A 24,187-nucleotide genomic window follows, 5' to 3' on the forward strand; every position below is an offset into this window, starting at 1 on the left:
TAGTGTTGGCACAACCCCAGCACGCTAAATGTAAAGGGAAGTAAAATGAAAGACGGTATTCACCCAGAATATAAAGATGTTGTATTCCAAGACGTAGCTGCTGATTTCACATTTATGAGCCGCTCTACTCTGACTGCTAAACAAACTATCGTTTGGACTGACGGCAAAGAATATCCACTGGTTAAGCTGGATATTTCTTCGGAATCACACCCATTCTACACCGGCAAACAAAAGATCGTGGACACTGCTGGTCGTATCGACAAGTTCCGTCAAAAATACAGCATGTACGGCAGCAAGGAATAATTGTTCCTGCGCAGTATCTGAAAAAGGCAGCCGCGCGCTGCCTTTTTTGCATTTTTAAGTTGTCTTTAAAAATCTGATCGTCATTTTCAGATTCCTGTAGGCCCCGGGCAAATACCATGTTGACTTATATTCCTCCTCTAGAGCGTGAGCCGCAGGCTGCAGCTGCTGAAAAGCCCTGGCTGCTGTTGCTGCTTTGTTTGGTCTGGCTGCTGCCGGGCCTGATTGGGCATGATCCATGGAAGCCCGATGAAGTTGAAACTGCAGCCGTGATTCAGCAGTTTATGCATGGAGCGTATTGGTCTGTGCCCCAGTTTGCAGGGCAGCCTTATTTGGAGCACGCCCCTTTATATTATTGGAGCGCGGCGCTGCTTGCGTGGCCTTTGCAAAAATTAGGTATGGCAGTGCACGATGCGGCACGGTTAACAACAGGCATCTGGATGGCGCTGGCTTTATGGGGCTTGGGTCTGGCAGGGCGTGAGTTATACGGGCGCCGTTATGGCAGGGTTGCTGTTATTACGCTGATAGGCTGCATTGGGCTGATCATCTGGGGGCATCATTTGTCCCCTCAGGTTTTGGTTTTGACTGGGTTTGCCTGGCATATTTATGGATTAGCCTATGCCCTGCGCCAGCCTTTACGTGCGGGCTTAATACTGGGGCTTGCATGGTTGCTGCTGCTTTTAGGGGGGAATTGGGCTGAGTTTTTGCTGGCACTTACTTCAGCATTGTTGTTGTTTTTATTCAGACCATGGCGAAACACCTCTTTTGGGGTGAGTTTGCTTTCTGCCCTGGTGATTGCTGTGCCGCTTAGTGCAATTTGGCCTATCGATCTTTATCAGCATGCGCGCCCGGTATTTAATTTGTGGATTGATCAATATGCTCTGGGGCCATTTGGCGGCATGGCGGATTTTAAAGCATTTCATGCATTTGGCTTTTTCTCCTCGATTGTATTGTGGTTTGCCTGGCCAGCTTTGCCTCTGGCTATTTGGGGTTTATGGGCAAACCGCCGGCAGCTCATTCATCCTAAAATGCTTTTGCCTAGTGTTTTGCTGCTTTTGCATGTGCTTTGGTTTGTGATGGCAGGCGATGCGCGTGAGTCTCATGCGCTGATCGTGTTGCTGCCTTTGTCTATTCTTGGGGCCAGCGGAGTGGATGATTTACGCCGTGGTGCAGCTCAGGCTCTGAATTGGTTTGGCCTGATGACTTTTGGCCTGTTCACTGCTTTGCTATGGCTGGGCTGGCTGGCGGTACACACGGGCGCACCTGCCGGCCTGGCAAGGACCTTGCGTGAAGCAAGCCCTGCCTATCTGGAGCAATGGGATGTGCCGGGCATTATTTTTGCGATTGGCCTGACTGTTATCTGGGGCATTGTTATTGCCCGTAAACGTCCGCCAGGGCGGCTGGCGGTAACTAATTGGGCGTGCGGGGTAACTTTGATCTGGGGCGTCTTAATCAGCCTCTGGCAGCCATGGCTGGATGCTCAGAAAAGCTATCGTGCGGTTTCATATTCTTTGCTGGGTGCAATGAAGGAGCAAAAAGGGTGTATCGACGGGCGAAATATTCCTTCTGCGCCGCTGGCTTCGTTTGAATATTTTGCGGGTATTACTTTGCAGCAGGGCACGAAGGCAGAGTCTTGCGGTTTGCGGATGACCATTGGAGGCGAGCCGCTTGGGAGTACCGTTTTATGGCGTGGAAACCGGGCGGGTGAGCGTAAAGAATCTTTTGCACTCATTGTGGTTCAATAATTAAAAAGGATCGCCCCGGCGATCCTTTTTAACAGCTTCAATTATATTATTTATTGTTTACTGGTGTTTTTATCCAGTGTTTTTAAATGCGCTACAGTGTCTTCACTTACTTTACGGCGTACATAGAAAAAAATATAGATAGCCATACCCAGGACGAAGAATATAGTAAATAAGCTTAATAAGCCGATATCGGAAGTAAACAGCGCTTGAAGTGGTGTATTTTCCATGATGACCGCCATATATTTATATATATGATATATAAATACAAACTGGGCCTGTGGGTATTGATGCATATCAATTTTTATATGTCATTACTTATTAAAAATAACGGTTTGATTTCTTCCATCGTGTTTAGCCTGATACAGTGCCTGATCGGCGCGTTTAAGTATCCGGTCAATTTTTTGATCATCGGCTTCTAAAATAGTCAGCCCAAGACTGGCTGTGAATTGTAAGGTTTGCTTGTCAGTTAATGAAATACGCTGTGCTTCAATTCTTTGTCTTAAGCGCTCCGCAACCGGGAAACCTTTTTCTAAATCGGTTTCTGGCAACAAAATAGCAAATTCTTCACCGCCAATACGGCCAATAATATCAATGTCTCTGAGAGTAGACTGGCAAAGCCCGGCTAAACTTTGAATTGCTATATCGCCCGTATCATGTCCCCAGTTATCATTAATTTTTTTGAAATGGTCAATATCGAGCATGATCACAATAAGGGGCTGCTGGTTGCGTTTAGCACGTGCAATTTCATGGTTAGCACGCTCGGTAAAATAAGCACGGTTAAATAAACCGGATAAGCTGTCTATGGTTGCCCTGTGCTGAAGATCGGCCTCCAGCTGTTTTTTACTGGTGATATCACTAATACCAATCATGATGGTGGTTGATTGATTGGTTTCATGCACAGACATAGATAAATTACCCCAGAAGGGCTGTCCGTCTTTGCGTTGCAGCAAGACCTCTATATTGTGCTGGGCATCGCCTTGATGAATTCTTTGCACCTGTTCCATGAAGGTCAGTTTAGATTTATATAGTTCGAATGCACGCTGAGAAAGTGCCCCTGCCTGAGTCTGGTCAAATAATTCAGCGGCCTGATGATTGATATAGGTAATAAAATAATCAGGCATGCGCGCTAATACAATAGCGACTGGGCTGGTTTCAATCATCTGGCGAAAACGGGCTTCACTTGCATTTAAATATTTTTCTTTTTTATGCAGGTTTTGCGTGAGCCGGTGCGAGCGCCAGAAGAAATAGCACATCAGCAGGGCCATGATCAGTAATATGCCCCCGCCAAATAAATAATAAAGTGTGTTTTTGTGCCAGAGAAGTAAATAGTCTTCTGATGACACATTCACTACAACAATAAATGGGGTGTCTTTGATCGGGTGATAACTGCTGATGCTTTGTGTTGGCTCGGTATGGCTAATTAATGCACTGCTTTCTTTGCCGTTCATTAAATTTTGAATAACGAGGTCATCAAATACAGGTGCAGAGGCGTGAGAAGGGTATTTAGCTAATACGCCTTTGTTCTGGTCTATAAGATGGATGCTGGCATGCTTGCCAATATTTTGGTTGCTGAGCAGATTGTCTAAATAATTGCGGGTAACACTGGCAACAATCAGGCCGGAAAAATCGGCCATCAGCGATTCCACTCTGCGCGCAACAATTATGCCTGTGTTTTCACTGCGGTTTGAAAGACGGGCATAAATTTTTTCCTGGTAACGATTATTGCGGACAAGTTGAAAGTAATCGTTATTGATAAGCTGGCCGCTGCCTGGCGTATCTAATGCACGGTGACTGATATTACTATTGCTGCTGACCAGCATAATGTTGTCGGCCTGATGAATTTGCAGCAGTTTATCTAATAAAATATTTTGCAATTCCTGATTGCGGGCGCTGCTTTTTTCGGTATTGCTTAAATCATCCGGGCTGATTTTATCACTCAGATCTTTGAGGATAATGTCGATTTCTCTTAACGAGCTGCTAATCTGGCTGGCAATTGTGCTGGATTGATGGGCAGCTTCAAGGCGTGTGCGCTGTACTTCTACTTGATAAGAGCTATTCACCTGATAGGCAAGAATAAATATCATCCCCAGACCAAAAAGCATGGCAAGCAGGGTTATAAAAGCAGATTGGCGAGTGGTCCAGTTCATGGTGTGGGCGGCAGAAACTCTGCCGCCCTGATCCTAAGTATTAGTCGCGGAAGTTTTGATATTGTAATGGGAAGTCAGTAATGGATTTTCTCATTAATGCAATCACTTCCTGCAGGATGTCGCGCTTGGCACCTGTTACACGCACGGTATCACCCTGAATCGCTGTTTGCACTTTCAGCTTTTCATCTTTAATCAGTTTGATGATTCTTTTGGCTAAATCCTGATCAATCCCCGCCTTGATTTTCATTTCTACTTTGACTTTGTTGCCGGATACTTTTTGTACATCACCGCTTTCCAGGCGTTTGCTGCTGTCAGCTTCTTTTTTTTCCAGTGCAGGAAATAAAATGTCTTTAATCTGATCGAGCTGAGCGTTTGAATCACCATGCAAAGTGATGGTTTCATCTTTTTCGTTTAAATCGACTTTGGCGCTGGTGCCTTTAAAATCAAAGCGATTATTGATGACGCGTTCAACAGCATCAATCGCGTTTTTAAGGGCGACCATATCGAGTTCGGAGCTGATATCGAAAGAAGGCATGGGCTTCTCCTTTATAGTAAGTAGTGAATTAAAGCTATTTGGGCCGTTTGCTGTTTAAGCAAAATGGCAAACATAATGCAGTGTTTCTATCGTTTCAATGTCAAAACTGGAGTTAGCAGGTACATTGAAGCTTTGGCCTGCAGTATAGGGGGTGGCTGCAGATTCACCGGCCAGTTTTACATGGCAGAGGCCATCAATGATTTCCATGATCTCTGCAGCGCCGGTGTTAAAAGTTAAAGCAGATGGCAAAATAACGCCGACGGTTTTCTTTTCGCCGCTTGCTAATATGAGGGTGTGAGATACACAGCGCCCGTCAAAATAGACATTGCCTTTTTTTAATACAGATACATTATCGAATTGCGACATGATTTACTCTTTATTTTTGAATGATTTCGGTCAGTACGGTTTTAACAATAAAGCCAAATACACCGAAGCCTAAGGTGAAAAATAGGACGAGTGAGCCATAGCGGCCGGCTTTAGAGTCAGCTGCTAAGCGATAAATAATAAAACCCATATAAATGATGAGGCCGGTGCAGAGAATGGATACCGATAAAGTGGTAAATGTTTCCTCTGAAATGTTTTTAAATGCCTCAAGCATGGCGTTTCCCTTGGTTCTGTTGACGAACAAAGCCGGCAGTAAGCCGGCTTTGTTTTAATCATATCTAAACTTACGAGCGTAATTTAGCGGCAATTCTCATACGCAATGCATTCAGTTTGATAAAGCCTGCAGCATCAGCCTGATTATAAGCCCCGCCATCGTCTTCAAAGGTAGCAATATTGGCATCAAACAGCGATTCTTTAGAATCACGTCCCACCACAATCACATTGCCTTTATAGAGCTTCACGCGCACCCAGCCATTTACATGGGCCTGGCTGGCGTCAATCATGCTTTGCAGCATCAGACGCTCAGGTGCCCACCAGTAACCGTTGTAAATCAGGCTGGCATATTTAGGCATCAGCTCGTCTTTCAGGTGAGCCACTTCGCGGTCAAGACAGATGGATTCAATAGCACGGTGCGCTTTAAGCATAATCGTGCCGCCTGGGGTTTCGTAGCAGCCGCGGCTCTTCATACCCACAAAGCGGTTTTCAACCAGATCAAGACGGCCAATGCCGTGCTTACCACCCAGCTGATTGAGTGTGGCCAGTACGGTAGCCGGGCTCATTTTTACGCCGTTGATGCCGGTGATATCGCCTTTTTCATATTCAAGCTCTACATATTCTGCAGCATCAGGTGCTTTTTCCGGGCTGACAGACCATAGCCACATATCTTCTTCCGGCTCATCGGCAGGGTTTTCTAATACCTGGCCTTCGTAAGAGATATGCAGCAGGTTGGCATCCATAGAATAAGGGCTGCCGCCATTCTTTTTCTTGGCGATATCTATGCCGTGTTTTTCAGCGTAATCCAGCAGTTTCTCACGGCTGTTTAAATCCCACTCACGCCATGGCGCAATCACTTTGATGTCCGGGCGCAGGGCGTAATAGCCCAGCTCGAAGCGAACCTGATCATTGCCCTTGCCTGTAGCGCCGTGGCTGACTGCATCTGCCCCGGTTAAGTTCGCGATTTCAATCTGACGCTTGGCAATCAGCGGGCGGGCAATGGATGTACCCAGCAGGTATTCGCCTTCGTAAACGGTGTTGGCGCGAAACATGGGGAAGACAAAGTCACGAACGAATTCTTCGCGTAAATCATCAATAAAAATATTCTCTGGCTTAATGCCAAAATTCACTGCTTTTTGGCGGGCAGGCTCCAGCTCTTCACCCTGGCCCAGGTCTGCGGTAAAAGTCACCACTTCGCATTGATATGTATCTTGCAACCACTTCAGAATTACCGAGGTATCGAGGCCACCAGAGTAGGCAAGAACCGCTTTTTTTACGTCAGACATGAGAACTCCAAGAGGGGGAGAAAGGCAAGGATTAGTGAAAGAGAGCAAGCCGCGCACCAAAACTGATGAAAAGTACACCGGTCAGGCGAGCCAGCCAACGGCCCAGCCACTGTTTGCCTGCTAGTCGCCTGGAAAGGCCAGCACCAGCAAAAATTAAAAAGGTCAGATAAGCCAGACTTACGGCTTGTACGATCATGCCAAGTACTACAAAAGTGAGCGGAATCCGGTCATAAGTCGGGTCCACAAACTGGGGGAAGAATGCCATAAAAAACAAAATTGCTTTCACATTTACAAGCGAAATAGACAGTGCCTGCTTATAAATATGGCCGGACGGTATTTCAACCGCTTTTTGATTGCCTGCCTGAGGTTTTGGCAGCAGCATTTTGATGCCCATCCATGCTAAATAGGCGGCTCCGGCGTAGCGAACCATATCAAATGCTGCAGGATGAGTACGCATCAAAGATGCAACACCCACACTGGCGAGTAACATCAGGATTAAATCGCCGGTCACAATGCCTGCGGCGGCAGCATAACCTGCACGTACGCCTTGTTTGGCTGCAACAGACAAAGCGAAAATCGAGTTTGGCCCCGGCAATAAAATGATAAATATAGTGCCGAGCAAATAACTGCTTAAATCGGTAATGCCAAACATGAAGTGCGATCCTGTATTACTGGGCTATCCGGCGCTGAAAATGCGTCATTTTTTAAATCTTGGTGCTCTAAACGAGGGTAAATGACCAGTTTTGCTTATTTTTGAGCGTTTAGCCCTCTACTTTACCCAGTAATAGATATTCAATCACTGCTTTTTGCGTATGCATGCGATTTTCTGCTTCATCCCACACGACAGATTGCGGGCCATCGATCACTTCAGGATCAACTTCTTCACCGCGATGAGCAGGCAGACAGTGCATAAACATGGCGTTGGCCTTGGCTTGCAGCATCACTTTTTCGCTGACCTTGTAGTGCAAAAAGTCTTTTCTGCGCTGCAGTGTTTCACGCTCAAATCCCATTGAGGTGCAAACGTCAGTGGTGACGATGTCGGCATCTCTGGCGGCCTGATAAGGATCGTAAAAGGTTTCAAAATGCTCAGCGCCGTATTTTTGTCCATCCAGGATGGTCATTTCATAGCCACGCGGGCAGGCCTGATTGAGCTTAAAGTTAAAAATTTTGGCAGCTTGCAGCCAGGTGCGGGAGATATTATTGCTGTCGCCGATCCATGCCACGGTTTTGCCTTCGATCGAGCCATTTTTTTCGATATAGGTAAAAATATCGGCCAGAATCTGGCATGGGTGGTATTCATTAGTCAGCCCGTTAATCACAGGGACTAAAGAATTATCGGCAAAGCGCTCAACAATGCTTTGCTCAAAAGTGCGCACCATCACAATATTGGTCATGCGGCTAATGACTTTTGCCACATCTTCGATCGGCTCGCCACGGCCCAGCTGGGTGTCTTTTGATTGCAAAAACATCGCATGACCACCGAATTGCGCCATGCCGGCTTCAAAAGAAACGCGGGTGCGGGTCGATGATTTTTCAAAGATCATGGCTAAAACTTTGCCAATCAGCGGCTGGTAAAGCTCGCCTGCGGCTAGTTTTGCTTTAAGAATGGCGGCGCGTTTGAACAGGTAATCGTATTCTTCGCGGGTGAAATCAGTAAATTGCAGATAATGGCGCATAGGGAACAGTCCGAATGGGCTGCCGGTTCAAAAAAGGATTAACCGTGGTGTGCCCGAAGCTGTGATCTGCTGTGCTGTGCACAATTTCTTACAGGTTTTCAAGGCGATGCCAAGGTTATTCATGCAGACCATGCGGCCTTCATTTTTGAAACGGTGTGAGCCACTTTGAGAAAAAAACAACCATTATTCAACCGTTTGCAGGCAGCTGGCAAGCTCTGTCAGCTGCTTTTTTTATTATTGGCCAGATATGATCAGTAAGAGTTTGAGAATTTCTAAGGCAGCAGTTTGGCCTGCGATGGTATAATCTGGTAGATATTCCACCATTAAATACGCTGTTGTTAAAATGATCTGCAATCCATACGAAATCATTATTCAGGGCATTACCAGTAATGGGCGTGAATTTCGGCCCAGCGACTGGGCTGATCGCTTGTCTGGCATCCTCAGTACTTTTGGCGTTGATCAGAAACTTTCTTATGCTCCTTTTGTTCGCCCGATGGTGCACGATAATGTGCGTTGTGTGGCGGTTGATAAGCAGCTTGAGAAAATCGACCCGCGTGTCTTTGAGTTCCTTATGACCTTTGCCCGCGACAATGACTTGCGCATTGTTGATTGCCGCTCCTTGCTGAGCGAGCATTACGCGGACAAGCCCGCAGAATAAACATTCTGCTTATCGCTGGCCGGACATTGTCTGGCGGCGAATCTTCATTTTCCCCCTCTATTTAGTCCGGTTTGCTGTGCATTGTGCTGCGCAGGTATGGGCTGTTTGATCCATTCACAAAATGTGTGAATCTTTTGATTCTTGCGATTATTGGCTTGTTGCGTTGCACCAAGTACGTCTATGCTGGAATTAATTGCTTGTTTGCTGTTGATGCACAGGCTTATAAGTCAGCGGGCTTGCGTAATCAGCACATTTCGGGCGTGGCCATTTTCAATTGATATGAAAGGTGTGTTATGAGACTTAAAGATAAAGTTGCGATTATCACAGGTTCCGCCAGCGGGATTGGTCAGGCCACAGCGGTTAAGTTTGCAGCAGAAGGCGCTAAAGTGGTGGTTTGTGATGTAAACCAGAGTGGGATTGATGCGGTTGTTTCCAGCCTGGTACAAAGCGGCGCTGTGGCAGTAGGCCATGTGGTGGATGTCACTAATAAAACCCAGATTGCCGAAATGGTGGCGGCGGTTAAGGCTCAGTTTGGCCGCATTGATGTGCTGGTGAATAACGCCGGTATTGTGCAGGACGCACAGCTGATCAAAATGACGGAAGAGCAGTTTGACCGCGTCATTGATATCAATCTGAAAGGCGTTTACAACTGTGCCCGTGCTGTGGTCGATACCATGGTGGAGCAGGGCAGCGGCGTGATATTGAATGCCTCTTCCGTCGTTGGCGTATATGGCAACTTTGGACAGACCAATTATGCTGCGGCCAAATTTGGTGTGGTTGGCTTTGTCAAAACATGGGCCAAAGAGCTGGGTAAAAAAGGCATTCGTGCCAATGCAGTCTGCCCTGGCTTTGTTGCCACCCCTATCCTGAAAGCTATGCCAGAAAAAGTGATCCAGGCCATGGAAGAGCGTGTTCCCATGAAACGCATGGCAGCCCCTGAAGAAATTGCCAATGTATATGCGTTTTTAGCCAGCGATGAAGCTAGCTATATCAACGGCGCCGCGATTGAAGTGACGGGTGGTTTGACGTTGTAAGTTTGGATGCTTGAATTCCCTGAAATCTGCAGACACAGAGCTAAAGGGAGAATACAAAGGGCACTGAGAAAACCTGATATTGGTTTTCTCAGTGCCCTCTTTTTTGAGCTGCTAATGCAGGGTGGGGCAGGCAGCCCGTGGTGCTGATTAGAGGGCTGAGCTGTTTCGGCCGTAACCCGCTATTGTGCCGCGGCGGATTACGGCGGGGAAGCTGTTCTTTCTTGATTCGAATTTCAATTGGCCTAAGCTACCCTGTACGTTTTACCCCAGTGTTTTTCCACTGAGCTTTTTAACCACCATCATCAGCTCATCAATCGCCGCATCTCCTTTCCCGTCTTTAATGGCCTGTGCCACACAGCCATGGGCGTGGTTTTCCAGTAACTGCATGGCGACGGAATCCATGGCGGATTTTATTGCCGAGATTTGCGTCAGCACATCCACGCAGTATCTGTCTTCATCAACCATTTTAATCACGCCACGCACCTGGCCTTCGATGCGATTCAGGCGGGAGAGCAGTTTTTGCTTGCCTGGCTGAACCACTTTTGGCCCTTCATCCGGGCAGCAATCAGGCAAGCTCAAAGCCCGCTCCTTCAATGGCCTCACTTAATGTGTCGGTCGTAGTCAGGGCGGCGTTGTGATCGACTTTAGCGATGCCGCTTTCCAAATCAATCGCCACATGGCTAACGCCGGGCAGGGCGTTTAATACGCCGGTTAAAGTACGTACACAACCCATGCAGGTCATGCCTTCGATTTTAAGTGTGCTGTGTTCCATTTTTTGCTCCTTTAAATGTTTCATGATCTGAATTCTTACTCTGAAATCCCCGCACTTCTCCACCGTCTCAGCAGCAGAGAATTACTCACTACCGAAACCGAGCTCAGCGCCATCGCAGCTCCTGCCAGTACCGGGTTGAGCAGGCCGATGGCCGCCATTGGTATACCCAGCGTGTTATAGAAAAACGCGAAGAATAGATTCTGGCGGATTTTTTTGATGGTGGCGCGGGAGAGGGCAATCGCGTCGCTCACCGCCAGTAAATCGTTATGCAGCAGGGTGATGTCGGCAGCTTCAATCGCCACATCGCTGCCCGCACCCATGGCAAAGCTGACCCCGGCTGCGGCGAGTGCAGGGGCGTCGTTTACACCATCGCCAACCATCGCTACTACCTTATTTTGCTGCTGAATAAACGCAGCCTTGTCTTGCGGGCGCATTAGGGCCTGATGCTGACGGATGCCGCTGGCCTTGGCAATGGCGGCGGCCGTGGCGGGCTGATCACCAGTCAGCATAACTACTTCTATCCCCATTTTGTGCAAGCGTTTGACGGCTTCTGCCGAGCTGGCTCGTAGCGTATCAGCCAGTGCCAATTGTCCAAGCAAAAGGCCATTCTTGGCGATGCTGACCAAGGTGTACGGCTGGGTATTTTTTTCTGGCATTTCGCCAGCCCAGCTTGGGATGCCGGCCTTGATTTCACTGCCATCGCCAAGCTTTCCCATCACGCCTTGCCCGGGTACAGCTACAAAGTCACTGACAGGCAAGAGTGGCAGAGTGTTGGCGGCCAGGATGGCGTGGGCTAATGGGTGTTCTGAGCCTTGCTCTAAGCTGGCTGCCAGCTGCAGCAATTCATCTTTGGAGATATCACTTTGTAAACTGATGATCTCCACCACCTTGGCCTGCCCTGTGGTGAGCGTGCCGGTTTTATCGACCACCAGCATTTCAATTTTGCCCGCATGCTCCAGCGCCGTGGCATTCCTGAATAAAATACCCTGCTTCGCTGCACGGCCTATGCCGACTGAGATTGCCGTTGGCGTGGCCAGCCCCAAGGCGCAAGGGCAGGCGATGACCAGGACAGCAACCGCGTGGATCAGTGCGGTAACGGCGCTATCCCAATACCAAAAACTCCCCAAAAAGGTCAGCACGGCAATCGCCGCTACGATGGGCACAAAGATGCCGGAAATCTGGTCGGCAAGTCGCTGGATAGGTGCTTTAGAGCCCTGGGCATGGGCCACCAGCCGCACAATTTCTGCTAACTGTGTTTTGCTGCCCACGCTGCTGGCGCGGATTTTGAGCATGCCGCTGCTGTTTTTTGTGGCAGCAAATACTTTACTGTCGATATTTTTTTCGACCGGCAGGCTTTCGCCGGTCAGCATGCTTTCATCGACTGCAGCCTGGCCCTCGATGACTACACCATCGACGGGAATCACTTCGCCGTGGCGCACGATCACGATATCGCCGGGCTTGAGCTGGCCGATGGCTACGTCAATGAGTCCTTCAGCCGTTTCTACTCTTGCAGTTTTAGGTTGCAGCTTTAAAAGCTCGCTAATCGCCCCAGATGTCTTCTTTTTGGCGCGGCTTTCCAGCCATTTTCCTGCCAGTACCAGCGTAATAATCACCGCGCTGGCTTCAAAATAAACGTGCTGCTCGTGCAGGCCCAGCAAGGTAACGGAGGCGGACAGGCCATAAGCCATGCTTGTGCCCAGCGCCACCAGCACATCCATATTTGCTCCGCCATTTTTCAGCGCAAAAAATGCCCCGCGATAAAAGCGCCAGCCCAAAATAAATTGCACTGGTGTAGCCAGCAGCATCTGCAGCCAGCGCGGCAATAGCTCGGCGTGATCTGTGCTAAACATGCTGGCCATCAGTGGCAGGCTGAGCAGGGCGGCAATAAGCAGCGGCCAGCGCTCGTCTTTCTCTGCCGCAGCTGGCGTGCTGGCCAGCTCGGCGGTGAACCCTGCGCGGCTGATGGTGGCAATCAGCGATTCGGCGGTGATAGTCGTGTCGCTACGGCTGATATGCGCAGTTTCAGTCGCAAAGTTAACCTCCGCAGCCACACCTGCCTGGCGATTAAGGATTTTCTCAATCCGAGCCGCACAAGCCGCACAAGTCATGCCACCAAGACGAAGTTGGATTTCTGTAGTCATTTTTCCTCTCCAGTTCGGAATAATAATATACCCATGTAGGGTATATTGAAAGCCTTAGAAAGCACGGGCTGGCTCATACTGGAAAAATAAATTGATTAGGAGTCCTTTACAATTCGCACTTCATGTTTTAGGATGTAGGGATGGATACAGAACTTTCAACACTTTGGAGTGATACCCCGGCGGGCAGCGAGCGCATTGTCAGTGCCATCTCTCGCATTGCTTCGGTATTGCGCACGGGGGTGTGGCAGTTTGCGACGGCTGAGGGCTTAAACCACGCTCAAGTGGAAGTCTTAGAAATCTTGCGCTCACGCAGCGAGGGTGTTCGGTTATCGTGGATTGCGCAGCAGCTGGGCGTAACGGCAGCCAGTGCCAGCGATTCGATTGCCGCTTTGGTGGCCAAAGGGCTGATCGAAAAAGGGCGTGCTGTCGGGGACGGGCGGGCCGTGGCTTTGCGGCTCACTTCAGCAGGGCAGGCGCTGGCTTTAAAAATTGTGGATGCTACGGGTTTTGCGCTGGAGGCTGTCGGGCGTTTACCTCCGCCTAAGCAAGAGCAATTGTTTTCATCCCTGCTGGCTTTGATTGGGCAGCTGCAGCAAACAGAGCGTTTTCCTGAATTACGCGCCTGCCTTAGCTGCCAGCATTTTGCGGCCAATGTGCATGCAAATAGCATTGCGCCGCATCATTGCCGCTTGGTTGATGCACCATTGTCAGTGGCCTTGCTGCGGCTTGATTGCCCTGAGCATATTCAGGCAGAGCCTGTGATTGCCCGGCAAAATTGGGAAAAAATGGAATAGCAGCAGTAGCGCTATTTTTTTTAATCTAAATAGTTAGGAGTCCTATGTATATGTGCGATAACTGAATTAAAACGTGCTAAGCAGCTCTTGTTTTACCCCTCTCTCATTTCTATCTATGCAAAGGAATTAAAATGTCTCACCTTCACTTAATTGACACCCAATCCACCACCGCAAATCGTCAGGCCGTTTTGTCACAAATTCATGCTGCATTTGGGGCCACGCCAAATATGTTTCGCGTTGTTGCCCATTCGCCTGCGGCGCTTAAAAGTATGTGGGGCTCTTTTGCTGCGCTGGGTGCAGGGGTGATTGCCCCTAAGCTGGGCGAGCAAATTGCGGTAGCCGTTGCCAATCGTAATCGCTGCGAATACTGCCTGGCCGCGCATACCGCCTTAGGAAAAAATGCAGGGGCAACTGCCGATGAAATGCGGGCGGCCCAGGCGGGTGAAGCTGGCGATCCGCAGACCAGCGCTGCGCTGCAGTTTGCTTTGAAGCTTGTGGGAAACCGCGGGCAAGTCTCAGCGGACGACATTGCCCGGCTGCGGGAGCATGGTTTTAACGACGAGCATATCGTTGAGATTCTTGCCCATGTTGCTCTTAATTTATTCACCAACTATGTCAATGTGGCATTTGATGTGCCGGTGGATTTTCCTGAAGTAGCGCTGCTTGCTTAATGGATAAGGGGGCAGCGCGCTGCCCCTCTGTCGTAACAGGAAAAATAATCATGAATTCATCCATTTGCCTGGCGCCAGCTCTGCAGACCTCTCAATGGCTTAATAGCGATCAGCCCGTGGTCTTAAATGATCTTTTGGGTAAAGTGGTGCTGATCTATGTGTTTCAAATGCTATGCCCGGCCTGCGTGAGCCATGGCTTGCCACAAGCCAGAGCCATCCGTGGTGCTTTTGTCAAATCGGATGTTGTGGTGCTGGGGCTGCATTCGGTTTTTGAGCATCATTCGGTGATGGGTGCTGAGGCTTTACGGGTATTTTTGCACGAATATCGCATTGGCTTTCCCGTAGGAATCGATCAGGCCTCCTTGCAGGGGCCTATCCCGCAGACTATGCAATACTATGGGCTACAAGGCACACCCAGCCTTATTTTAATCGACCGGCAAGGCCAGCTGCGCTTGCAGCACTTTGGCCATCTGGATGATTTACGCCTGGGGGCAAAGTTGGGTGGTTTGCTGGCAGAGGCAGTGGTGGATCCTGTGGCAAATACGCCAGAAGGCGCTTGCGATGCCAATGGTTGCCGCATTGCTTAGAATGGGCCTGAAGGAAGAAAACCCAAATCTTAAATCCTCGATGCCCCAGAGAGCATAGAGTTGCACAGAGAAAACCAAAGAATTGCTGCTTGTGTGCTCTGTGTTCCCGCTTACTTTGTGGTTTTAGGTTTAGTCGCCTCTTTTAATCAGCGTGTTTTATTCCTTTTTATCTTCCGCATTCACACCATCCCCTAGCGATGTCCAAAGATGCTGCGCAGCATAGGCTCGCCAAGGCTGCCATGCTTCGGCTCTGGCGCTGAGCTTGCAAGGCCCTTCTAATTGGGTGATGGCTTTGATCAGGGCAACGTCGCTGGCGGGAAAGGCGTCGGGCTCCCGCAATTGGCGCATGGCAATATATTGGGTGGTCCAGTCGCCGATGCCGGAGATGGCGAGCAGTTTGGCGCTGGTTTCTGCAAAATCACTGCCGCTGGCTAATAAATCAGGATCGGCCCCAAAAACAGCGGAAAGCGCCGATAGTGTTTTGGCGCGGCTCTGCGGCATGCCGGTGAAATTTGCCTTACTCAATACGGCAGGCGTGGGGAATACATGGCTTAAAGAGGGATGTTGTGTATCGGTGGTGAGCAAGGGCTCGCCATATTGTGCCACCATTTTTCCCGCGAGTTTAATCGCGGCGGCGACGGTGATTTGCTGGCCCAGGATGGCGCGAATCGCCAGCTCAAAACCATCCCAGGCACCGGGTACGCGCAGGCCAGGGTGTCTTGTGGTGAGTTTTGCCATCAGCGGGTCACTGGCTAATTGTTGATTAATGATGTCCGGGTCGGCAGCTAAATCAAACATGGCTCTCAGGCGGGCAATAATTTGTGGCAGGGCGGCTAAGTTGGGAAAACAGATGGTGGCTGCCAGCGCATGGTGCTGGCTCTGTTGCACCGATACCGTGCCTTGCACGCCGTTGATGCAGATCGTTCTGGTGTAAATGCCGCTCTCTACGATCTCTAGCCCAGTTATGGCGCGAGCCGATAAATAGGCCAGCATCGCTTGCCAATCATAAGGCGGGTGGTAGCGCAGCAGCAGGGTGACGCCGGCCGATGATCCGGCCTGCTTATCTCTGCGCAAATCACTGGGCGGGCGCTGGTAAAGCTGCTGAAAGACTTCGTTAAAGCGGCGCACACTGCCAAAGCCTGCGGCAAAAGCAATATCGGTGATGGGCATTGCGGTTTCGTGGATCAGCTGCTTGGCCAGCAACACCCGGCGCGTTTGTGCCACGCCCTGTGGCGATGCGCCCACAAATTGCTCAAATAGTCGGCGCAACTGGCGCTCGCCTACGCCCAATTTATCGGCAAGTGAGGCCAGCGAGCCTTCGTCCAATGCCCCCATCTCAATCAGCCTGAGCGCACGGCTTACCGTGTTGGAAAATCCAGAGTTAGATACGCCACGCCAGGCGCCAGAATGGGGGGCGGCTTCTGGCCGGCAGCGTAAGCAGGGGCGAAAGCCAAGCTCTTGCGCCTCGGCCGCGGTATGAAAAAATAAAACATTTTCTTGCCTGGCCGTGCGGGCAGGGCAGATGGGCCGGCAATAGATACGGGTGGTTTTGACGGCAATAAAAAATCGCCCGTCAAAGCGCGCATCGCGGCTGGCCAGTGCCCTGTAGCAAATATCGTGATCGAGTTTCATAGGTGAAATCATGACAGGCAAGGCAGACGCAGGCTAGCGGTTTTCGGACGTGGCTGGCATGTAAAACCCAAATCTTAAAACACTGAGGACACAGAGAACACGGAGTTTCACGGAGAAGCCCCGTCTGTGTTTTCCTCCGTGACTCTCTGTGTTCTCCTTTTACTCCGAGGTTCAAATATTTGGTTTTGTGTCTGCAGAACTTTTTAGCCTCAGCCATGGCCGTGTCCGAAAAGCGCCAGCCTTGTCTTTGCTATCACGGCAAGATGCGATTTTTTCGGGAGACACACTATGCAGCTTGCTCAGCAATTTCGCACACTTAACGAACAGGGCCAGTTTTTACTTGCTAATGCCTGGGATGCAGGCAGCGCGCGGGTTTTTGCCGCAGCGGGCTTTGCAGCCATCGGTACAACGAGTGGCGGTATCGCCTATTCGCGTGGGTTTAAAGACGGCGAGCAAATGGATCCACAGATCATGTTCAGCGAGCTGGCTGCCATCTGCCGCTCGGTAGACGTGCCGGTGACTGCCGATATTGAAGCAGGTTACGGCAGCCCGCCCGAAGCGGTGGCAGAAACCATTAAGGCGGTGATTGCGGCGGGGGCCGTAGGGGTGAATTTAGAAGATAGACAGCATGGCGCAGCGGGGCTGTTTGATTTAAGCGCCCAAGCGGCCCGAATAAGTGCCGCCCGAAGGGTGGCGGGGGATTTACTCTGGATCAATGCCCGCACCGACACCTATTTGCTGGGCTTGGGTGTGAATGAGGAAGCGCGTTTAAGCATCACGGCAGAGCGGGCCAATGCGTATTTAGCCGCAGGGGCCGATATGGTGTTTGTGCCGGGCCTCGTTGATTTACCCACACTGACGCGTCTTTGTACGTTGGTAAACGGCCCCGTCAGCGTGATGGCCATGCCCGGCGCGCCTTCCGCTGCTGCACTGTTTGCGACCGGCGTGCGCCGGGTGAGCTTGGGTGTTTGTCCGATGTTGGCGGTGATGGGCGTCTTGCGTGATATTGCCCATGAGGCGCGTGAAGCAGGAACCTGGCAATTGATGGGTGAGCGCTTTTATGGTTTTGCAGAGGCAGAATCGCTAGGGCGCTCAGCAGCGGGCAGAGCCTGATGTTTTTTCCATCTGCGCAGTTTTGAGCACGCACTTTGCCATGGGGCGATGGTGTTGACTTGTATCCATTTTACGATCGGCCATTTGTCCCTCGCCCAGTTTCTTTTACCCTGTTCAAAAAGCGTGCTTTCTTCATTATCCAGAATAAATTGCCGAATTTTCCCGGCTAATTCGGCAAATTCTGCATTTAATTGGCTGAATGATGAATTGCAATGACGGGTGTAAAAGCTTTGGGCGAGCAGCCCAAGCTGATTCCATTTAAAACCCGGTGCAGGCATTTGTGCAGGCTTCCCTTGTAACTCGTCTTTATCCCATTGCAATAAAAGTTGCCCCCAGCCTATTTGATAGGCAAGCAGATCGCACGCCGATATTTCTCCTTCTATTTCAGGCAATCTTGTATCTTGTGGCGCTATGGTGGCTAGCTCTTTTATAAGTCTGGAATAAGCACTGTCGAAGTTCAGAAGCAGCTCTGCTTTATTGCATGGAAGTGGCATGGCATAAGCCCTGTTATCTATTGGCTGGCATAAATAGATTTTACTTAAAATATGTAAATAATCTGGGTATCTGCTCTGCCGTATTCAGGTTAACTTGAGTATCCATCATCCTGAGCAGAGTCATTATGCTAAGCCGGTTTCTCAGTTTTACGCTGGTTTTATCTGTTATGAGTTCGCCGGCTTTTGCTGCCGCGCCGACTCTGCAGCACTTTATTTACATCAATCACCGCGAGGCAGATGGTGTAAATATTAAGGCAGATAAAGGCCTGCTTGATCCGCGCTTTAGTGGCGCGCAAATTGTTTATAAATGGCGGGATCTTGAGCCGACTAAAGATAACTATGATTTTAGCGCCATTAAAGCAGATATCGCCTATTTGAATTCGATGAATAAAAAACTTTGGATTCAGCTGCAGGAAAAGTCTTTTTCGCCCCGCCCCAATGTGCCTGCCTATCTTTTGCAAGACCCTGTTTATAAGGGCGGAGCGATTAAGCAAAGTATGCTGAGTGCGCCAGAGCGCGATCCAAATAAGCCGGTTACTGATGATGAATATGGCTGGTCGCCTAAAATGTGGGAGCCACCAGTACGTGAACGTTATCAAAAACTCATCCGGCAATTGGGGCGTGAATTTGATGGCAAAATTGCAGGGATAAATTTTAGCGAAAGCTCGATTGATATTGGCACTGAAAATGCCGATGGCACAACGACTTTTCCTGAAGATTTTAGTTCTAAAGCCTATGTGGATGCGATTGGTGACAATATGCGTGTATTGGCAGGGGCATTTAAGAAATCCACTGCCATGGTTTATTTAAATTTCCTGCCGGATGAATGGCTGCCAGACGATGATAAGGGCTATATGCGCGGGCTGTTTGCCCTGGCTAAATCGCTGAAAATGGGCGTGGGCGGGCCAGATTTAATGCCTTACCGCAAAGCTCATATGGCCCAGAGTTATGGTTTTTTTAAAGACTATCCTCATCGCTTAATCAAAGGCATGGCGGTGCAGGATGGTAATCTTCGCCAGATTAATCCAAAGACCGGCAAAAAAAATACGGTGGATGATATTCTGAAATTTGGTCAGAATTATCTCGGCCTGGATTATATATTCTGGGTAGAAGACGAGCCCTATTTTACGAATGAAGTATTAAAACAGCTGCCTGCGGCAAGGCATTAAAACCTGAATAAAAAAGGTTTGTGAAGGCCGCAATGGTATTGCGGCCTTTTTGCTGCGGATGATGTTTTTTATGTGCATTTGCTTACATTGCGGGCGAATGTACCGGAACCGGATAAGCGCCTGAACGGGATGAAGCTAAGCAGATCAGAGCCACTGTGGCGGCCAGGGTGGCTTGTGATTTCCCTTAAATATCTGTAAACCCGTAAAATATGTTTATTCACTCAGTTTTTATGCATTGTTGATTTATTAATTAAATTGGATACGCTGTGGAATTATTAAATATTAATTGCCTCGGAAAATCGCTCAGGCTTGAGGGCACGCCTGCGGGCTGGCAGCAGCTATTTTGGGATAATACCCTCGTTGCCGAAAAAAATGCCTCGGCTGAGCGCGAAGGCTTAAGTGTTTTGCAATTTGAGCTTTCGGCAGTCAGCCCGGATGGCACTATGGCAACGACGCGTGTTCATCTTGAAACAGATTTGCAATGGCAGCCTTTTATTCTCAAATATCGCTTATTGATTGATGAAAAAGAGGCGCTTAAAGGCATGCGTAATACACAGGATATTGAGCGCCAAACCCCGGTAAAGCAAAATATAAAGCCAAATAAACTCAGTATTTTGGGTTTGGGCGCGCTGGCGCTGAAACTGCTGAAAAGTGCCAAGCTGGTTAAGGTGGCATTGGCCGGGGCCAGTGTTGCCGCCTATTCATGGCTGTTTTCTTTCCAGTTTGCCATTGCGCTGATTGTCTGCCTGGTTTTCCATGAATATGGGCATATTAGGGCGATGAAATACTTTGGTTTAAAAACCAAGGGCATTTACTTAATCCCCTTTATGGGCGGTTTAGCTATGACGGATGATAAAATCAATACCCGCTGGCAGGATGTGGTGATTTCAATTATGGGGCCAAGCTTTGGTCTGTTGCTATCGATTGCCTGCCTGATTATTTATTGGCTGACAGGCTCGATGCTGTTTGCGGGTTTGGCTGCCTTTAATGCCCTGCTTAATCTGTTTAATTTATTACCCATTTTGCCGCTGGATGGCGGGCATATCTTAAAAAGTATCAGTTTTTCAATGAACAGCAAATTAGGGCTCATCGCCTGCGTGGTTGGTGCGGCGCTGGGTGTGTTTATCAGCTATTCACTGGGTCTGGCATTACTTGGGTTTTTACTATTGATTGGCAGTGTGGAAATTATTTTTGAATGGCGCGGCCGGCATCAAAGCCATCTGTTGCCGCTGGATCGTTACGGGCAAATCTTTTCCACTGTTTGGTATTTAATCACCGTTGGCGCTTTGATTGGCATCATCTGGTATTTTGCAGGCCATGGCGACGAAATGCTGCGTATGCCTTTGCAGGTTTTAAAAAGTTAAGGCGCTGCATAGTTTGTAAATTTTAAAAGCCAGATTGGATGATCTGGCTTTTTTATAGGGTAAAGGTTAATAAGCTTTTAAAACAATAGATTTGTTACGCTTTTGTAGTTGCTGAATATGATAGACAGGATTAAATCCAATGAAAATAGTGCAAGTAATAATGAAATAGCCGCTAGTAATAGCATAAGTTTTGCGTATGTGTGTTTTTGGTCTTCTGCATTCTTTTTGTGTAGTCTTAGAGAGATACTTACGGCCAAAAGTAAAGGAGCTAAAAGTACGGCGGAGCACATAGTGGCAGGAAAAAGGCTGCCCCAGCCACCCGGCCCCCCATGGCCGCTATTGCCAAAAGTATATGCTGTCAGTATTGATAGTGGAACACAAGCAAAGCTGCTGATAAGAAAAAAACGAATTAAATTGTTATGCATTTGGATCGCCTAAGATGCACATCTTATTGCATTTAAAACAGAGAGAGGCTAGTTGCTAAGTGATGGCTTTATTTTCTCTTGATTGATCTCTGTAAGCTGTTTAAGAAGGCCGTTATACCCTTCAGTGCGAATTGTTTTGCCAAACTTATTGCGATATCTCTCTTCAAGCGAATCGTTTCCAGAGATGATGTCGGCGATCAGCCAATGATCCCAGCCCCTGAGAAGAAAAAAATCGACACGTTTTGATTTTTTACTAGCTAATTTTACTGATGTGACTACATAGCTAACCGTAAAGTCAACATTGCTTTTTTGGGTTTTTAAATTTGTTGCTGAGCAGAATGATTTAATGGAATTTAAATTATCCTGGATGATATATTTTTTAAATTCTGTATTTAGCTGGTTTTTAAAATCATCTGGCAATCCGGAAAGAGACTCTTCTGTTTGCTTAAATCCAATATTGTGCAGTAAATTGTGCGTGCTTAAAAATATATCGAATTTGGTCAGTAAATAATCTTTGATTGCCCATTCGTTGCAGCTTTTTAGCTGCTCGTTGGCCGATAAATCATGAAGAAACTCTTGATAAACATGCTGGATATGTTTTTCGGGGTTCTCAAAGTCTTCAGCAAAAGCCATGTTTGATATGAAAATCAATAAGAGCAAGTTTGCGCTGGTAAAGTGTTTCATTAGTCGGGAAAGCGTGTTGTGTGTGTGCATAAGGCTGCTCTGCTTGTATTCACAGGGAGGTTTGAAGTATACAAAATAGTAGAAAGTGTGCTTCGTTGCTTGAAATTTGTCAGTTCAGTGTTTTGCTTACGGCTCTTTTTCTTGATGGCGGCACTGGTTTTTTTGAAAGGGTTGATCTTGTACAAGCACAGCAGGCGAGGCATAGCCTTGAATGTATTCCCTGTATTTGATCGCCTCCAGTATCCTTTAGACCGTAAAATACCCCCCTTTGCCTCAGCCAGATATCTGCCATGTCGATTATTCTTTCTACTCTCAACGCCCGCTACACCCATGCATCCCTTGGGCTGCGCTATTTGCTGGCCAATATGGGCGATTTACAGGGTGAGACGCAGCTGGCGGAGTTTGTGATTGGCACCAAAACCACCGAAATCGTTGAACAATTACTGGCTAAGCAGCCCAAGATCATTGGCTTTGGGGTGTATATCTGGAATGTTGAGGAAACCGAGCGGGTGGTGGCGATGCTCAAACGCGTTGCGCCGCAAATTAAGATTATCCTCGGCGGGCCAGAGGTGTCTTATGAAAGCGCCGGGCAAAGTATTGTTAAGCAGGCGGATTATTTAATTACTGGCTGGGGCGAGGTGACACTGCCGCAGCTTTGTAAGCAGATTTTGAACGGCCCGCAGCCGCTGATGAAAACCCATGTTGGGGTGCAGCCGCCACTCAATGACCTGGTGCTGCCTTATTCCCTTTATACCGATGAAGATATCGCCCACCGCACCCTGTATGTGGAGGCTTCCCGAGGTTGCCCGTTTAAGTGCGAGTTCTGTTTGTCGGCGCTGGATAAAACCGCCTGGCCCTTTGATCTGGATGTGTTTCTGGCAGAGATGGAAACGCTGTATCAGCGCGGCGCGCGTTTATTTAAATTTGTGGACCGCACGTTTAATCTGAATATCAAATCCAGCTTAAAAATTATGCAGTTCTTTCTGGATAAAATTGCCGCCCACCCGGATGACCCGGTCTTCGCGCACTTTGAAGTGGTGCCGGATCATTTGCCCGAGGCCTTAAAGGCGGGCATCAGCCAGTTTCCTGCCGGAGCTTTGCAATTTGAGATCGGCATTCAAAGCTTTAATCCTGAGGTGCAAGCGCTGGTTAGCCGTAAGCAAAATAATGAAAAGGCGGCGGATAATATTTCCTGGCTGATCAATCATTCGCACGCGCATTTGCATGTGGATTTAATTGCGGGTTTGCCGGGGGAAGATATGGCGAGTTTTGGCCGTGGCTTTGATCAGCTCTATGCCCTGCGCCCGCATGAAATTCAATTTGGTATTTTAAAACGCCTGCGCGGCACGCCGATTATTCGCCATACCGGGGATTTTGGCATGGTGTATGACAGCTTCCCGCCGTACACCATTCTTGCAAATAATGTGATTGATTTTGCCACCATGCAGCGCCTGGTGCGCTTTTCACGCTATTGGGATTTAGTCGCCAATTCAGGCCGTTTTGCCCATACCCTGCCGGTATTACTGGGCGATTCGCCATTTAATCGTTTTATGGCCTTTAGCGACTGGCTGTATCAGAACACCGATGCTACGCACCGGATTGCATTAGACAGGCTGGCGAAAATGGTGGTGCAGTATTTGGTGCAAGAGCAGGGCCTTACCCAGGATGCCGCGCAAAGCCTGATTGCAAGTGATTATGCGGGCAAGCAGGCTAAGGGGAAAACGACGGCTGCACCGCAAAGGCAGGCGGTGCATCTGGGCGCTTAGTCCGCTGTGATTATGTGTTTGATGGTTTTTTTACAGGCAATACTTTACGCAGGTAAAGTTTGCCTTCTAATTCTGGCCCATAAAAATCGGGGACCAGCCCTACAGGCATAAAACCATTCTTTCCATAAAAAGCGATCACATCATAATCAGCGGGGTAGGTGTGCAAATACAGGCAATAGACGGAATCTAATTGTGATTCAATATATTGCAATAATTGCGTGCCATAGCCCTTGTGTTTTAAATCGGCGCGAACACCGATTTGCATAATTTCGGCACTTTGCCAGTTATCACAGATGCCGGGCGGGCGCTTATCTATTCGCACGGATACAATACCGGCTGCTGTTTTATCCACTGTATAAATCCCAAAAAAACGGGTTTTACAATAGAGTAACTGATCGGTTTTTTGTTGCAGCCAATCATGGTGCTCTGGAATTTTCTCATTGAATAATTCGAACTCTGCATTGCCCAGAATCGCAAAAAATGGCGCAATATCATCTTGATTGAATAGCTCTTTAATCATAAAGTTCCCCGGCGAATGATGCAGATCAAATCATAAATGCAGCCTTCTACTGTAATAATCTGCACAAATTGGCGCTT

At 48.6% G+C, this 24,187-nt stretch carries 26 protein-coding genes and 1 pseudogene; 11 read left to right on the plus strand and 16 right to left on the minus strand.

What is annotated here, in order from left to right; all coding sequences use genetic code 11:
• Positions 1 to 45: 45 nt before the first annotated feature.
• Both HA050_RS19850 and HA050_RS19855 read left to right on the plus strand, forming a co-directional pair.
• Positions 46 to 303: a type B 50S ribosomal protein L31 gene (locus tag HA050_RS19850; RefSeq protein ID WP_099397356.1), complete on the plus strand. Its 258-nt coding sequence runs from the start codon at positions 46 to 48 to the stop codon at positions 301 to 303.
• A gap of 116 nt (positions 304 to 419) precedes the next feature.
• A complete protein-coding gene (locus HA050_RS19855) occupies positions 420 to 2,045 on the plus strand; it encodes an ArnT family glycosyltransferase (protein WP_166830029.1) in 1,626 nt (541 codons plus the stop codon).
• Positions 2,046 to 2,095: 50 nt separating this feature from the next.
• Here HA050_RS19855 and HA050_RS19860 read toward each other — a convergent pair whose 3' ends face one another.
• The 8 genes from HA050_RS19860 to argF all read right to left on the minus strand — a co-directional run bounded on the left by HA050_RS19860 (position 2,096) and on the right by argF (position 8,286).
• Complete coding sequence (locus tag HA050_RS19860; RefSeq protein WP_166830031.1) at positions 2,096 to 2,272, minus strand: DUF3149 domain-containing protein; 177 nt, start codon at positions 2,270 to 2,272, stop codon at positions 2,096 to 2,098.
• Positions 2,273 to 2,356: 84 nt separating this feature from the next.
• Positions 2,357 to 4,192: a sensor domain-containing diguanylate cyclase gene (locus tag HA050_RS19865; RefSeq protein WP_166830033.1), complete on the minus strand. Its 1,836-nt coding sequence runs from the start codon at positions 4,190 to 4,192 to the stop codon at positions 2,357 to 2,359.
• Positions 4,193 to 4,232: 40 nt separating this feature from the next.
• A complete protein-coding gene (locus HA050_RS19870; protein WP_166830035.1) occupies positions 4,233 to 4,727 on the minus strand; it encodes a YajQ family cyclic di-GMP-binding protein in 495 nt (164 codons plus the stop codon).
• 54 nt (positions 4,728 to 4,781) lie between these two features.
• Entirely contained in the window at positions 4,782 to 5,093 is a 312-nt protein-coding gene (ppnP, locus tag HA050_RS19875; RefSeq protein WP_166830037.1) for a pyrimidine/purine nucleoside phosphorylase, read from the minus strand.
• Between the two features lie 10 nt (positions 5,094 to 5,103).
• Positions 5,104 to 5,325: a DUF2788 domain-containing protein gene (locus HA050_RS19880; RefSeq protein WP_115226795.1), complete on the minus strand. Its 222-nt coding sequence runs from the start codon at positions 5,323 to 5,325 to the stop codon at positions 5,104 to 5,106.
• Positions 5,326 to 5,395: 70 nt separating this feature from the next.
• On the minus strand, positions 5,396 to 6,610 hold the full coding sequence (locus HA050_RS19885; protein WP_166830039.1) for an argininosuccinate synthase: 1,215 nt from the start codon (positions 6,608 to 6,610) through the stop codon (positions 5,396 to 5,398).
• A gap of 31 nt (positions 6,611 to 6,641) precedes the next feature.
• Positions 6,642 to 7,262 (minus strand): leucine efflux protein LeuE, encoded by a 621-nt coding sequence (gene leuE / locus HA050_RS19890; RefSeq protein ID WP_166830041.1) that lies wholly within the window; start codon positions 7,260 to 7,262, stop codon positions 6,642 to 6,644.
• 109 nt (positions 7,263 to 7,371) lie between these two features.
• Positions 7,372 to 8,286, minus strand: a complete 915-nt coding sequence (gene argF, locus HA050_RS19895; RefSeq protein WP_180273564.1) for an ornithine carbamoyltransferase — start codon at positions 8,284 to 8,286, stop codon at positions 7,372 to 7,374.
• 343 nt (positions 8,287 to 8,629) lie between these two features.
• On the opposite strand from argF, the pseudogene HA050_RS19900 reads away from it, so the two are divergent.
• Both HA050_RS19900 and fabG read left to right on the plus strand, forming a co-directional pair.
• Positions 8,630 to 8,917 (plus strand): annotated as a pseudogene (locus HA050_RS19900) (DUF3579 domain-containing protein); the annotation flags it as partial.
• Positions 8,918 to 9,237: 320 nt separating this feature from the next.
• Complete coding sequence (fabG, locus tag HA050_RS19905; protein WP_166830043.1) at positions 9,238 to 9,978, plus strand: 3-oxoacyl-ACP reductase FabG; 741 nt, start codon at positions 9,238 to 9,240, stop codon at positions 9,976 to 9,978.
• A 261-nt stretch (positions 9,979 to 10,239) separates the two neighbouring features.
• On the opposite strand, the gene HA050_RS19910 is transcribed toward fabG, so the two are convergent.
• From HA050_RS19910 to HA050_RS19920, 3 genes are read right to left on the minus strand one after another with little or no spacing between them, the layout of a single operon-like run.
• Complete coding sequence (locus HA050_RS19910; RefSeq protein WP_369698419.1) at positions 10,240 to 10,557, minus strand: metal-sensitive transcriptional regulator; 318 nt, start codon at positions 10,555 to 10,557, stop codon at positions 10,240 to 10,242.
• Positions 10,544 to 10,750 (minus strand): heavy-metal-associated domain-containing protein, encoded by a 207-nt coding sequence (locus HA050_RS19915; RefSeq protein WP_166830045.1) that lies wholly within the window; start codon positions 10,748 to 10,750, stop codon positions 10,544 to 10,546. The genes HA050_RS19910 and HA050_RS19915 overlap by 14 nt, the downstream gene beginning before the upstream one ends.
• A gap of 35 nt (positions 10,751 to 10,785) precedes the next feature.
• Positions 10,786 to 12,891, minus strand: coding sequence for a heavy metal translocating P-type ATPase (locus HA050_RS19920; protein WP_166830047.1), 2,106 nt, complete (start codon positions 12,889 to 12,891; stop codon positions 10,786 to 10,788).
• Positions 12,892 to 13,031: 140 nt separating this feature from the next.
• Here HA050_RS19920 and HA050_RS19925 point away from each other — a divergent pair, with 140 nt between their 5' ends.
• The 3 genes from HA050_RS19925 to HA050_RS19935 all read left to right on the plus strand — a co-directional run bounded on the left by HA050_RS19925 (position 13,032) and on the right by HA050_RS19935 (position 14,943).
• Complete coding sequence (locus HA050_RS19925; protein WP_166830049.1) at positions 13,032 to 13,685, plus strand: MarR family winged helix-turn-helix transcriptional regulator; 654 nt, start codon at positions 13,032 to 13,034, stop codon at positions 13,683 to 13,685.
• 131 nt (positions 13,686 to 13,816) lie between these two features.
• On the plus strand, positions 13,817 to 14,356 hold the full coding sequence (locus HA050_RS19930; protein ID WP_166830051.1) for a carboxymuconolactone decarboxylase family protein: 540 nt from the start codon (positions 13,817 to 13,819) through the stop codon (positions 14,354 to 14,356).
• 50 nt (positions 14,357 to 14,406) lie between these two features.
• The gene (locus HA050_RS19935; protein ID WP_166830052.1) at positions 14,407 to 14,943 is read left to right on the plus strand and encodes a peroxiredoxin family protein; all 537 of its coding nucleotides are present in this window, start codon (positions 14,407 to 14,409) and stop codon (positions 14,941 to 14,943) included.
• A gap of 156 nt (positions 14,944 to 15,099) precedes the next feature.
• Here HA050_RS19935 and HA050_RS19940 read toward each other — a convergent pair whose 3' ends face one another.
• Positions 15,100 to 16,575: a DNA-3-methyladenine glycosylase 2 family protein gene (locus tag HA050_RS19940; RefSeq protein WP_166830054.1), complete on the minus strand. Its 1,476-nt coding sequence runs from the start codon at positions 16,573 to 16,575 to the stop codon at positions 15,100 to 15,102.
• 288 nt (positions 16,576 to 16,863) lie between these two features.
• Here HA050_RS19940 and HA050_RS19945 point away from each other — a divergent pair, with 288 nt between their 5' ends.
• Positions 16,864 to 17,688 carry an isocitrate lyase/PEP mutase family protein gene (locus tag HA050_RS19945; RefSeq protein WP_166830055.1) on the plus strand — a complete coding sequence of 275 codons (825 nt, stop codon included), beginning with the start codon at positions 16,864 to 16,866 and terminating at the stop codon, positions 17,686 to 17,688.
• On the opposite strand, the gene HA050_RS19950 is transcribed toward HA050_RS19945, so the two are convergent.
• Positions 17,634 to 18,182: a ClbS/DfsB family four-helix bundle protein gene (locus HA050_RS19950; protein ID WP_166830057.1), complete on the minus strand. Its 549-nt coding sequence runs from the start codon at positions 18,180 to 18,182 to the stop codon at positions 17,634 to 17,636. The genes HA050_RS19945 and HA050_RS19950 overlap by 55 nt on opposite strands.
• Positions 18,183 to 18,349: 167 nt before the next feature.
• Here HA050_RS19950 and HA050_RS19955 point away from each other — a divergent pair, with 167 nt between their 5' ends.
• Positions 18,350 to 19,351: a hypothetical protein gene (locus HA050_RS19955; protein WP_205836522.1), complete on the plus strand. Its 1,002-nt coding sequence runs from the start codon at positions 18,350 to 18,352 to the stop codon at positions 19,349 to 19,351.
• Positions 19,352 to 19,617: 266 nt separating this feature from the next.
• Complete coding sequence (locus HA050_RS22225) at positions 19,618 to 20,715, plus strand: site-2 protease family protein (RefSeq protein WP_205836523.1); 1,098 nt, start codon at positions 19,618 to 19,620, stop codon at positions 20,713 to 20,715.
• Between the two features lie 77 nt (positions 20,716 to 20,792).
• On the opposite strand, the gene HA050_RS19965 is transcribed toward HA050_RS22225, so the two are convergent.
• Positions 20,793 to 21,140 carry a hypothetical protein gene (locus tag HA050_RS19965; protein WP_166830059.1) on the minus strand — a complete coding sequence of 116 codons (348 nt, stop codon included), beginning with the start codon at positions 21,138 to 21,140 and terminating at the stop codon, positions 20,793 to 20,795.
• Positions 21,141 to 21,188: 48 nt separating this feature from the next.
• A complete protein-coding gene (locus HA050_RS19970; RefSeq protein WP_166830061.1) occupies positions 21,189 to 21,824 on the minus strand; it encodes an ABC transporter substrate-binding protein in 636 nt (211 codons plus the stop codon).
• A 290-nt stretch (positions 21,825 to 22,114) separates the two neighbouring features.
• On the opposite strand from HA050_RS19970, the gene HA050_RS19975 reads away from it, so the two are divergent.
• On the plus strand, positions 22,115 to 23,590 hold the full coding sequence (locus HA050_RS19975) for a B12-binding domain-containing radical SAM protein (RefSeq protein ID WP_166830063.1): 1,476 nt from the start codon (positions 22,115 to 22,117) through the stop codon (positions 23,588 to 23,590).
• Positions 23,591 to 23,600: 10 nt separating this feature from the next.
• On the opposite strand, the gene HA050_RS19980 is transcribed toward HA050_RS19975, so the two are convergent.
• Positions 23,601 to 24,110 carry a GNAT family N-acetyltransferase gene (locus HA050_RS19980; RefSeq protein ID WP_166830065.1) on the minus strand — a complete coding sequence of 170 codons (510 nt, stop codon included), beginning with the start codon at positions 24,108 to 24,110 and terminating at the stop codon, positions 23,601 to 23,603.
• Between the last annotated feature and the right edge of the window lie 77 nt (positions 24,111 to 24,187).

Source organism: Iodobacter violaceini (assembly GCF_011601265.1).
Classification (GTDB): Bacteria; Pseudomonadota; Gammaproteobacteria; order Burkholderiales; family Chitinibacteraceae; genus Iodobacter; species Iodobacter violaceini.

Excerpts from the sequence above, each read along its gene's own strand:
- HA050_RS19975 (WP_166830063.1), top strand. The coding sequence starts at position 22,115 with ATGTCGATTATTCTTTCTACTCTCAACGCCCGCTACACCCATGCATCC.
- argF (WP_180273564.1), bottom strand. The coding sequence starts at position 8,286 with ATGCGCCATTATCTGCAATTTACTGATTTCACCCGCGAAGAATACGAT.
- HA050_RS19850 (WP_099397356.1), top strand. The coding sequence starts at position 46 with ATGAAAGACGGTATTCACCCAGAATATAAAGATGTTGTATTCCAAGAC.
- HA050_RS19940 (WP_166830054.1), bottom strand. The coding sequence starts at position 16,575 with ATGAAACTCGATCACGATATTTGCTACAGGGCACTGGCCAGCCGCGAT.
- HA050_RS19920 (WP_166830047.1), bottom strand. The coding sequence starts at position 12,891 with ATGACTACAGAAATCCAACTTCGTCTTGGTGGCATGACTTGTGCGGCT.
- HA050_RS19965 (WP_166830059.1), bottom strand. The coding sequence starts at position 21,140 with ATGCATAACAATTTAATTCGTTTTTTTCTTATCAGCAGCTTTGCTTGT.
- HA050_RS19955 (WP_205836522.1), top strand. The coding sequence starts at position 18,350 with ATGAGTTCGCCGGCTTTTGCTGCCGCGCCGACTCTGCAGCACTTTATT.
- HA050_RS19855 (WP_166830029.1), top strand. The coding sequence starts at position 420 with ATGTTGACTTATATTCCTCCTCTAGAGCGTGAGCCGCAGGCTGCAGCT.
- HA050_RS19980 (WP_166830065.1), bottom strand. The coding sequence starts at position 24,110 with ATGATTAAAGAGCTATTCAATCAAGATGATATTGCGCCATTTTTTGCG.
- HA050_RS19885 (WP_166830039.1), bottom strand. The coding sequence starts at position 6,610 with ATGTCTGACGTAAAAAAAGCGGTTCTTGCCTACTCTGGTGGCCTCGAT.
- HA050_RS19970 (WP_166830061.1), bottom strand. The coding sequence starts at position 21,824 with ATGAAACACTTTACCAGCGCAAACTTGCTCTTATTGATTTTCATATCA.
- HA050_RS19930 (WP_166830051.1), top strand. The coding sequence starts at position 13,817 with ATGTCTCACCTTCACTTAATTGACACCCAATCCACCACCGCAAATCGT.
- HA050_RS19860 (WP_166830031.1), bottom strand. The coding sequence starts at position 2,272 with ATGGAAAATACACCACTTCAAGCGCTGTTTACTTCCGATATCGGCTTA.
- HA050_RS19865 (WP_166830033.1), bottom strand. The coding sequence starts at position 4,192 with ATGAACTGGACCACTCGCCAATCTGCTTTTATAACCCTGCTTGCCATG.
- HA050_RS19880 (WP_115226795.1), bottom strand. The coding sequence starts at position 5,325 with ATGCTTGAGGCATTTAAAAACATTTCAGAGGAAACATTTACCACTTTA.
- HA050_RS19950 (WP_166830057.1), bottom strand. The coding sequence starts at position 18,182 with ATGCCACTTCCATGCAATAAAGCAGAGCTGCTTCTGAACTTCGACAGT.
- leuE (WP_166830041.1), bottom strand. The coding sequence starts at position 7,262 with ATGTTTGGCATTACCGATTTAAGCAGTTATTTGCTCGGCACTATATTT.
- fabG (WP_166830043.1), top strand. The coding sequence starts at position 9,238 with ATGAGACTTAAAGATAAAGTTGCGATTATCACAGGTTCCGCCAGCGGG.
- HA050_RS19870 (WP_166830035.1), bottom strand. The coding sequence starts at position 4,727 with ATGCCTTCTTTCGATATCAGCTCCGAACTCGATATGGTCGCCCTTAAA.
- HA050_RS19915 (WP_166830045.1), bottom strand. The coding sequence starts at position 10,750 with ATGGAACACAGCACACTTAAAATCGAAGGCATGACCTGCATGGGTTGT.
- ppnP (WP_166830037.1), bottom strand. The coding sequence starts at position 5,093 with ATGTCGCAATTCGATAATGTATCTGTATTAAAAAAAGGCAATGTCTAT.
- HA050_RS19945 (WP_166830055.1), top strand. The coding sequence starts at position 16,864 with ATGCAGCTTGCTCAGCAATTTCGCACACTTAACGAACAGGGCCAGTTT.
- HA050_RS19925 (WP_166830049.1), top strand. The coding sequence starts at position 13,032 with ATGGATACAGAACTTTCAACACTTTGGAGTGATACCCCGGCGGGCAGC.
- HA050_RS19935 (WP_166830052.1), top strand. The coding sequence starts at position 14,407 with ATGAATTCATCCATTTGCCTGGCGCCAGCTCTGCAGACCTCTCAATGG.